This window comes from Actinacidiphila polyblastidii, assembly GCF_036353415.1.
Classification (GTDB): Bacteria; Actinomycetota; Actinomycetes; order Streptomycetales; family Streptomycetaceae; genus Actinacidiphila; species Actinacidiphila polyblastidii.
In genome coordinates this window covers 118,406-126,605 of the sequence record NZ_JAZEWV010000017.1, presented here as the reverse complement: position 1 = coordinate 126,605, position 8,200 = coordinate 118,406, and the positions used below count along the sequence as shown (strand labels likewise).

The window sequence follows — 8,200 nt, the reverse complement described above, 5'->3', positions numbered from 1 at the left end:
CAACCCACCACCGACCGGTGGTCCGGTCTGCGACCGCAACAGCCCCACCGGGCCGGTGACGACGTACAGCCCTCATGGCGGCCCGGCCGCGCAGTTCCCCGCGCCCCTCAAAAGCCCCGGACTGCGCCCGGAACACGCCGGGCGCTGCGCCCCACCAGGGGCGCGGGGAACGGCGCGAGCAACCCGCCACCGACCGGCGGCCCGGTCTGCGACCGCAAGTGCTCCTCCGGCCGGTGACGAGGTGCAGCCCTCGCCGCGGCCGGCCGCGCAGTTCCCCGCGCCCCTGAAAAACCCCGGGCTGCGCCCGGACCGCGCCGGGCGCCGCGCCCCACCACCGACCGGTGGCTCGGTCTGCGACCGCAGCAGCCCCACCGGGCCGGTGACGAGGTGCAGCCATCGGCGTGAGCCGACCCCTTGGAGCGCGGCCCGGAGGGCATGAGGCAGGCTTGGGTCCGTGCCAGAACCCTCGCAATCGTCGCAACCGCCCGCCGACCATGGACGCGGGGAGCACTCCGCCACACTGCGCCGGCTGGAGAAGTCCGCCGGCCGGCTCGCCGCGAACGCCATCGCCCGGATGGACGAGCAGCTGCCCTGGTACCGCGCGATGCCACCGGAGAACCGCAGCTGGATCGGCCTGGTCGCACAGGCCGGCATCGCCGCGTTCACCGAGTGGTTCCGCCACCCCGGCGCGCCGCAGGCGATCAGCACGGACGTCTTCGGCACCGCCCCGCGCGAGCTGACCCGGGCGATCTCGCTGCGCCAGACCGTGGAGATGGTCCGCACCACCATCGAGGTGATGGAGGCGGCCATCGACGAGGTGGCCGCGCCCGGCGACGAGTCCGTGCTGCGCGAGGCGCTGCTCGTGTACGCCCGGGAGATCGCCTTCGCCACCGCGCAGGTCTACGCGCAGGCCGCGGAGGCCCGCGGCGCGTGGGACGCCCGGCTGGAGTCCCTGGTGGTCAACGCGGTGCTGTCCGGCGAGGCCGACGAGGGCGTGCTGTCCCGGGCCGCGGCGCTGGGCTGGAGCTCGCCGGACAAGATCGTGGTGGTGCTGGGCACCGCGCCCAACGGTGACAGCGAGCTGACCGTCGAGGCGATCAGGCGCGCCTCGCGACACGCCAAGCTGCAGGTGCTCACCGGCGTCTTCGGGGAGCGCCTGGTGGTGATCGCCGGCGGTGACGACGACCCGGTCAGGGCCGCGAAGGCGCTGCTCGGGCCGTTCGCGCCGGGCCCCGTGGTGGCCGGTCCCGTGGTCGGCGACCTGCTGTCGGCGACGCGTTCGGCGCGCGCGGCGACCGCCGGGCTGAAGGCGTGCGCGGCCTGGCCGGACGCGCCGCGCCCGGTGCTCTCGGACGATCTGCTGCCCGAGCGCGCGATGGCCGGCGACCGCTATGCTCGCGCGCAATTGGTGGAGGAGATCTACAGGCCACTTGAAGAGGCCGGCTCCGCACTGCTGGAGACGCTGAGTGTCTACCTGGAGCAGGCGTCCTCGCTCGAGGGCGCCGCACGGATGCTGTTCGTGCACCCGAATACCGTCCGCTACCGGCTGCGACGTGTGACCGACGTCACCGGCTGGTCACCTTCAGACGTACGTTCGGCGTTCACCCTGCGCATCGCGCTCATCCTGGGCCGACTGTCCGACGCCGACCGGCCCGCATGACCTTTTGTTGGACACCCACAAATCGCCTGACAGTTCTTGGTCCCTGTCCCCACGGGCGGTAGGACCCGCACGCGAGAGAGAGTGTGAAGGTGCTCGTACTCGTCGCTCCCGGCCAGGGCGCTCAGACGCCCGGCTTCCTGACTCCCTGGCTCGAACTCCCCGGCGCCGCCGACAGCCTCGCGGGCTGGTCCGACGCGGCCGGGCTCGACCTTGCCCACTACGGCACCAAGGCAGACGCGGACGAGATCCGCGACACCAGGGTGGCGCAGCCGCTGCTGGTCGCCGCCGGCCTGCTGTCGGCGGGGCAGCTCGGTGTCACCCCGGACGTGGTGGCCGGCCACAGCGTCGGCGAGATCACCGCGGCCGCGCTGGCCGGAGTGCTGTCCGCGCAGGACGCGATCGCCTTCACCGCGGCCCGCGGCCGTGCGATGGCCGAGGCGGCGGCGGTCACCGACACCGGCATGGCCGCCGTGCTCGGCGGCGACCCGGACGCGGTCGTGGCGCATCTGACCGGCCTCGGCCTGACCCCGGCGAACATCAACGGCGCGGGTCAGATCGTGGCCGCGGGCACCGCGGAGCAGCTGGCCGCGCTCGCCGCGGACAAGCCGGCCGGCGCGCGGGTGATCGCGCTGAAGGTGGCGGGCGCGTTCCACACCGCGCACATGGCGCCCGCGGTCTCGGTGCTGGAGGAGCTGGCGCCGACGCTGGCGGTCTCCGCTCCGCGACTTCCGTATGTTTCGAACGCCGACGGGCAGGTGCCGGACAGCGGCGCGGCCGTGGTGAGCCGGCTGGTGGCGCAGGTGTCGAACCCGGTCCGCTGGGACCTGTGCATGGAGACGTTCAAGGAGCGCGGCGTCACCGGGATCATCGAGGTGTCCCCCGGCGGCACCCTGGTGGGTCTGGCCAAGCGGGCGCTGCCCGGGGTCAGGACCCTGGCGCTGAAGACGCCGGACGATCTCGACGCGGCCCGCGCCCTGGCCGCCGAGTTCGGCGGTACCGCACTCGTACGAGCCGAATAAGGAGCCCTTGCAGAGATGCCAGCGAAGATCAGCCCCAGCAAGGGCTCACCATACGCACGGATCCTCGGCGTCGGCGGCTACCGCCCCACCCGGGTGGTGCCGAACGAGGTGATCCTCGAGCACATCGACTCCAGCGACGAGTGGATCAGGTCACGCTCCGGGATCGCCAGCCGGCACTGGGCGAGCCCCGAGGAGACCGTGGCGGAGATGTCGCTCGCCGCCGGCGGCAAGGCGATCGCGGACGCCGGGATCAGCGCCTCGGACATCGACGCGGTGGTCATCGCGACCGTCTCGCACTTCAAGCAGACCCCGGCGATCGCCACCGAGATCGCCCACCGGATCGGCGCGGGCAAGGCCCCGGCGTTCGACATCTCGGCCGGCTGCGCGGGCTTCACGTACGGCCTGACGCTCGCCAAGAGCATGGTCACCGACGGCACCGCGCAGCACGTGCTGGTCGTCGGTGTGGAGCGGCTCAGCGACCTCACCGACCTCGAGGACCGCTCCACCGCGTTCCTCTTCGGTGACGGCGCGGGCGCGGTCATCGTCGGCCCGTCGAAGGAACCCGCCATAGGCCCGACGGTGTGGGGCTCCGAGGGCGACAAGGCGCAGACCATCACGCAGACCGTGGCGTGGGACGCCTACCGCGAGGGCGCGGCGGACGAGATCCGCTTCCCGGCGATCGCGCAGGAGGGCCAGGCGGTCTTCCGCTGGGCGGTCTTCGAGATGGCCAAGGTCGCCCAGGAGGCGCTGGACGCCGCCGGGATCACCGCGGACCAGCTCGACGCGTTCATCCCGCACCAGGCCAACATGCGCATCATCGACTCGATGATCAAGACGCTGAAGCTTCCCGAGCACGTCGCGGTCGCCCGCGACGTCGAGACCACCGGCAACACCTCGGCCGCGTCCATTCCGCTGGCCATGGAGCGGCTGCTCGCCACCGGTCAGGCCAGGAGCGGGGACACCGCGCTGGTCATCGGCTTCGGGGCGGGTCTGGTCTACGCGGCCACTGTCGTTACCCTCCCCTAGACACACACACCCCGCGGCGCGCGGTCCCGCCCGCCGCACCACCCGGTCACACACAAGGAGCGCCGTACACAATGGCCACCAAGGAAGAGATCGTCGCCGGTCTCGCCGACATCGTGAACGAGATCGCCGGCATCCCCACCGAGGACGTCCAGCTGGACAAGTCCTTCACGGACGACCTGGACGTCGACTCGCTGTCCATGGTCGAGGTCGTCGTGGCGGCCGAGGAGCAGTTCAGCGTGAAGATCCCGGACGACGACGTCAAGAACCTCAAGACGGTCGGCGACGCGGTCGACTACATCCTGAAGGCCCAGGGCTGAGCCCGAACGCCGGCAGGACGGGGCGCCGCGCCCCGCACTGAGCACATCCCCGGACGACGCGTCTGTCGCCCGCCCTTCTAGACGTGGAGAGACAATCCCTGTGAGCCCGACCAATCGCACCGTGGTCGTCACCGGTATCGGCGCAACCACACCGCTGGGTGGCGACAGCGCGTCGACCTGGGAGGCGCTGCTCGCCGGCCGTTCCGGCGTGCGGCTCCTCCCGCAGGAGTGGGCCGCCGAACTGCCCGTGCGGATCGCGGCGACGATCGCCGTCGAGCCCGGCGAGGTGCTGCCCCGCCCGGTGGCCCGCAAGCTGGACCGCAGCGCGCAGTTCGCGCTGATCGCCGCGCGCGAGGCGTGGGCGGACGCCGGGTTCACCGCCAAGGCGGGCGACGACCCGGCGATCGACCCCGACCGGCTCGGCACGGTGATCGCCTCCGGCATCGGCGGCGTCACCACCCTCCTCGACCAGTACGACGTGCTGAAGAACCAGGGCGTGCGGAAGGTGTCCCCGCACACCGTGCCGATGCTCATGCCCAACAGCCCGTCGGCGAACGTCGGCATCGACGTCAACGCGCGCGCCGGGGTGCACACCCCGGTCAGCGCCTGCGCGTCCGGCGCCGAGGCGATCGGCTACGCGATCGAGATGATCCGCACCGGCCGCGCCGACGTGGTCGTCGCCGGTGGCACCGAGGCGGCCATCCACCCGCTGCCCATCGTCGCCTTCGGCAACATGATGGCGATGTCCAAGAACAACGACGACCCGCAGGGCGCCTCGCGTCCGTACGACTCGCGCCGCGACGGCTTCGTACTCGGCGAGGGCGCGGGCGTGGTCGTGCTGGAGTCCGCGGAGCACGCGGCGGCACGCGGCGCGCGGGTGTACGTGGAGGCGGTCGGCCAGGGCATCTCGGCCGACGCGCACCACATCACGCAGCCGGAGCCGACCGGCCGCGGCATCGCCGCGGCGCTGCAGCACCTGCTCGACGGCTCCGACCTCAAGCCGGCCGAGATCGTGCACGTCAACGCGCACGCCACTTCGACGCCGCAGGGCGACGTCGCGGAGATCAAGGCGCTGCGCAAGGTGTTCGGCGACGACGTCGACCACATGGCGATCTCGGCGACCAAGTCGATGACCGGGCACCTGCTGGGCGGCGCGGGCGGCATCGAGACCGTGACGACGGTCCTCGCGCTGTACCACCGGCTCGCACCCCCGACGATCAACCTGTCCGAGCCCGACCCCGAGGTGGACGCGGACGTCGTCCGCGGCGAGCCCCGGCCGCTGCCGGCCGGCACCGTCGCCGCGCTCAACGACTCCTTCGGCTTCGGCGGCCACAACGTCGTCCTGGCGCTGCGCACGCTGCCGCAGTGACCTGCGGCAGCGTCGCCTGAGGGGTGCGGGGAGCCGTTCCCCGCACCCCTTCCACCTAGCGGCGCGAGCCCGGTGCTACGCGCCGGGCTTGCCGTCCTGGAAGCTCGCGAAGTAGGACGCGGCCATGTCCTCCGCCCCGTGGCCGTACTCCGCCGCCCGGCGGAACCGCTCCGCGCCGGCCGCGGCGAGGTCCGTGCGGACGCCGCCGCGCTCACCCGCGGCGACGATCAGCCGCAGGTCCTTCCACGCGCCCTCGACGCTGAAGTTCGGGGTGAAGTCGCCGCTGCGAATGGCGTCGGCCTTGGCCCGCAGGTAGCCCATGTCGAGGGGGCCGCCGTCGATCGCCTCGAAGAAGCGGTCCGGGTCGACGCCGAGGCCGCGGGCGAGCGCCATCGTCTCGGCGGTGGCGTTGGTGACCGCGAGCACCCAGCTGTTGAGCACCAGCTTCAGGCTGCTGGCGGGACCCTCCGTGCCGTCCTGGCCCAGCCAGATGGCGCCGCGGCCGATCGCCTCGAAGACCCGCTCGGCGACCGGGCGGGCGGCGGCGGGCCCGGCGGCCAGCACGGTCAGCTGTCCGCTCTCGGCGGCCTGGCGGGTGCCGAGCACCGGGGCGTCCAGGAAGGCCACGCCGTGCTCGTGCGCGAACGCGGCCAACTCGCCCTGGGCAGTGGGTCCCACCGTGCTGCTCTGCACCCACACGACGCCCTCGCGCAGCTCGGGGGCGGCGCGGTGCATCACGTCCAGGACGGCGGAGCCGTCGAGCAGCATGGTGATCACGGCGTCGGCGCCGCGCACCGCCGCCTGAGGGTCGGTCAGCACGCGCACGCCGTGCTCGGCGAGCGGACGGGCCCGGTCGGCGGTGCGGTTCCAGGCGCTGACCCGGTGCCCGGCGGCGACGAGGCTGCGGGCCATGCCCGCGCCCATGATGCCGGTGCCGAGGACCGCGACGGACAGGGGGTCGCCGGCGCCGCGCGAAGGAGCGGCGGCCGCGGCGGTGGCGGTGGGGTCGGAAGTGCGGGAAGTGTCGGAGGTGCCGGAAGCGTCGGGGGTGGCCATGCCGGCAAGGCTATGCCGTGGCTGCTTCAGACCACCTGGTGGAGCCAGCGCACCGGCGCGCCCTCGCCCGCATAGCGGAACGGCTCCAACTCGTCGTCCCACGGCTTGCCGAGCAGCTTGGACAGCTCGCCCTCCAGGTCCGCCTCGCCCTTGCGGGCCCGCAGCATCGCGGCGCGCAGCCGGTCCTCGGGGATCAGGATGTCGCCGTGCAGGCCGATCACGGCGTGGAAGATGCCGAGGTCGGGAGTGGCGCTGTAGCGCTCGCCCTCGGCGGTGGCGCAGGGCTCCGCGGTGACCTCGAAGCGCAGCAGGTGCCAGCCGCGCAGCGCGGAGGCGAGCTTGGAGGCGGTGCCCGGTTCGCCCTGCCAGGAGAACTCGGCACGCCAGGTGCCCGGCGCGGCCGGCTGGCGGATCCAGTCCAGCGTCACACGCACGCCGAGGACGCCCGCGACGGCCCACTCGACATGCGGGCACAGCGCGCGCGGCGCGGCGTGCACGTACAGAACTCCACGTGTCGTCACCGGTACCTCCAGTGTGGGACGAGGTTCGCCTTCCCCAGCGGCCTCAACACCCGAACCGGCTGCTCCCGGGTCAACATGAGACATTCTGCACTATTCATCACCAACAGGACAACACTCGCATCTGACACCCGGTAAGCGCCGACCTCCCGTCAGTTCCCGCGGGTGTCAGGGAAAACGCTACCCTGCGGCGTCTTTCCCGGAGTGACGTACGGTCGGGCTGACACCAGATGTCACCCGCTCGCCGGAGAGGAGCACCGGATGCGCACGCTGCCGCGCCGTGGACTCACCCTTGCGCTGGCCGCCCTTCTCCTGGGCGGATGCGGCGCGGGCGGCTCTCAGCACGACCGGGGTGCGCCCGGACGGGTGACACCCACCGCACAGATCTCGCATTCCGCCGCGGGGTCCGCGTCGCCCGCCGCGCCGGGCGGCGGCGCCCCCGCGGCGGCCGCGCGCCCGCCCGTGCGGCGGCCCGCCCGGCCGTGGAACGCGCACCCGGCGTCGGTCGCCGCGATCGGCGACTCGATCACCGCCGGCTTCAACGCCTGCGACCCCTTCTCCGACTGCCCCGAGGCGTCCTGGGCGACCGGGTCGCGTGGCGCGGTGGACAGTCTGAGCGTCCGGCTGGGCGACGGCGCCCGCAGCTGGAACTTCGCCAGGTCGGGCGCGCACGTCACCGATCTGCCGGCGCAGGCCAGGGCCGCGGCCGCGCACCGGCCCGCCATGGTGACCGTGCTGATCGGCGCCAACGACGCCTGCGCGCCCGACCTGGCGGCGATGACGAGCGTGGCCGACTTCCGCACGGCGCTGCACGACACGCTGTCGTACCTGCACCGGACGCTGCCCGGCACGCAGATCCTGGTCGCCAGCATCCCCGACCTGGAGCACCTGTGGTCGGTCGGCCGGGCCAACCCGGTCGAGAAGCAGCTGTGGCGGCTGGGCCTGTGCCCGACGATGCTCAAGGACGCCGACTCGCAGAGCGCGGCGGCCCGCACCCGGCGCGCCGCGGTCTCCGGCCGGGTGACGGCGTACGACGCGGTGCTCGACCAGGAGTGCGCCCGCTATGCGCGCTGCCGCTACGACGGCGGCGCGGTGCACCGCTATCCGTTCGGCGCCGGCGACCTGAGCAGGTGGGACTGGTTCCACCCGAACAAGGCCGGGCAGGCCAGGCTCGCCGAGATCCTGGCCGCGGTGGTGCTCGCGGCGGCCTCGTAACGCAGGGCGGCCGGGACCGG

Annotated in this window: 8 protein-coding genes; 6 read left to right on the top strand and 2 right to left on the bottom strand. The window is 73.3% G+C overall.

The features are described from left to right. The first annotated feature begins 454 nt into the window (after nucleotides 1–454). From V2S66_RS21000 to fabF, 5 genes are all read left to right on the top strand, one after another. Nucleotides 455–1,660 (top strand): PucR family transcriptional regulator, encoded by a 1,206-nt coding sequence (locus V2S66_RS21000; RefSeq protein ID WP_330797440.1) that lies wholly within the window; start codon nucleotides 455–457, stop codon nucleotides 1,658–1,660. A gap of 89 nt (nucleotides 1,661–1,749) precedes the next feature. Further along, complete coding sequence (locus tag V2S66_RS20995) at nucleotides 1,750–2,679, top strand: ACP S-malonyltransferase (RefSeq protein ID WP_330797439.1); 930 nt, start codon at nucleotides 1,750–1,752, stop codon at nucleotides 2,677–2,679. A 15-nt stretch (nucleotides 2,680–2,694) separates the two neighbouring features. Then, nucleotides 2,695–3,705, top strand: a complete 1,011-nt coding sequence (locus V2S66_RS20990; RefSeq protein WP_330797438.1) for a ketoacyl-ACP synthase III — start codon at nucleotides 2,695–2,697, stop codon at nucleotides 3,703–3,705. Between the two features lie 71 nt (nucleotides 3,706–3,776). Continuing rightward, nucleotides 3,777–4,022, top strand: a complete 246-nt coding sequence (locus V2S66_RS20985; protein ID WP_330797437.1) for an acyl carrier protein — start codon at nucleotides 3,777–3,779, stop codon at nucleotides 4,020–4,022. Nucleotides 4,023–4,122: 100 nt separating this feature from the next. Further along, nucleotides 4,123–5,391, top strand: a complete 1,269-nt coding sequence (gene fabF, locus V2S66_RS20980; protein ID WP_330797436.1) for a beta-ketoacyl-ACP synthase II — start codon at nucleotides 4,123–4,125, stop codon at nucleotides 5,389–5,391. A 75-nt stretch (nucleotides 5,392–5,466) separates the two neighbouring features. On the opposite strand, the gene V2S66_RS20975 is transcribed toward fabF, so the two are convergent. After that, nucleotides 5,467–6,447, bottom strand: coding sequence for an NAD(P)-dependent oxidoreductase (locus V2S66_RS20975; RefSeq protein WP_330797435.1), 981 nt, complete (start codon nucleotides 6,445–6,447; stop codon nucleotides 5,467–5,469). A gap of 26 nt (nucleotides 6,448–6,473) precedes the next feature. Further along, on the bottom strand, nucleotides 6,474–6,968 hold the full coding sequence (locus tag V2S66_RS20970) for a DUF3145 domain-containing protein (protein WP_330797434.1): 495 nt from the start codon (nucleotides 6,966–6,968) through the stop codon (nucleotides 6,474–6,476). Between the two features lie 363 nt (nucleotides 6,969–7,331). On the opposite strand from V2S66_RS20970, the gene V2S66_RS20965 reads away from it, so the two are divergent. Further along, entirely contained in the window at nucleotides 7,332–8,180 is an 849-nt protein-coding gene (locus V2S66_RS20965; protein ID WP_330797433.1) for an SGNH/GDSL hydrolase family protein, read from the top strand. The last annotated feature ends 20 nt before the right edge of the window (nucleotides 8,181–8,200 follow it).

Excerpts from the sequence above, each read along its gene's own strand:
- V2S66_RS20990 (WP_330797438.1), top strand. The coding sequence starts at position 2,695 with ATGCCAGCGAAGATCAGCCCCAGCAAGGGCTCACCATACGCACGGATC.
- V2S66_RS20985 (WP_330797437.1), top strand. The coding sequence starts at position 3,777 with ATGGCCACCAAGGAAGAGATCGTCGCCGGTCTCGCCGACATCGTGAAC.
- V2S66_RS20975 (WP_330797435.1), bottom strand. The coding sequence starts at position 6,447 with ATGGCCACCCCCGACGCTTCCGGCACCTCCGACACTTCCCGCACTTCC.